1 pseudogene is annotated in these 337 nt (G+C 77.2%); it reads left to right on the top strand.

From position 1 onward, the window contains the following. A pseudogene (locus tag ACEN88_RS34825) lies at window positions 1–337 on the top strand (hypothetical protein); the annotation flags it as partial.

Below are 337 nucleotides of genomic sequence, written 5' to 3'. Positions count from 1 at the left end.
CCCCCCCCCCCCCACCCCTCGTGCTGCGCCGGGCCCTCCTCGGCGGCCCCCCCCCCCGCGCCGCCCGCCCCCCCCCCCCCCCCCCCCCCACGCCAGCCTGGCGCTCGTCTCGGCCTTCCACCTCGTCGAGCACCTGCCGTTCGACCTCGTGCGCGAACTGATCGCCGAAGCGCTGCGCGCACTGCGTCCGGGCGGCCTGCTCGTCATGGAGACGCCGAACCCGGAAAACCTGACGGTCGGCGCCACCAGCTTCTATCTCGATCCCTCGCACCTGCACCCGCTGCCCCCGGGCCTGCTCGGCTTCGCGGCCGAACACGCGGGCTTCGCGCGCCAGCGC

Origin of the sequence: Massilia sp. CT11-108 (assembly GCF_047302915.1) — a bacterium.
Classification (GTDB): domain Bacteria; phylum Pseudomonadota; class Gammaproteobacteria; order Burkholderiales; family Burkholderiaceae_D; genus Telluria; species Telluria orientalis.
This window is presented reverse-complemented; position numbering and strand designations above follow the sequence as displayed.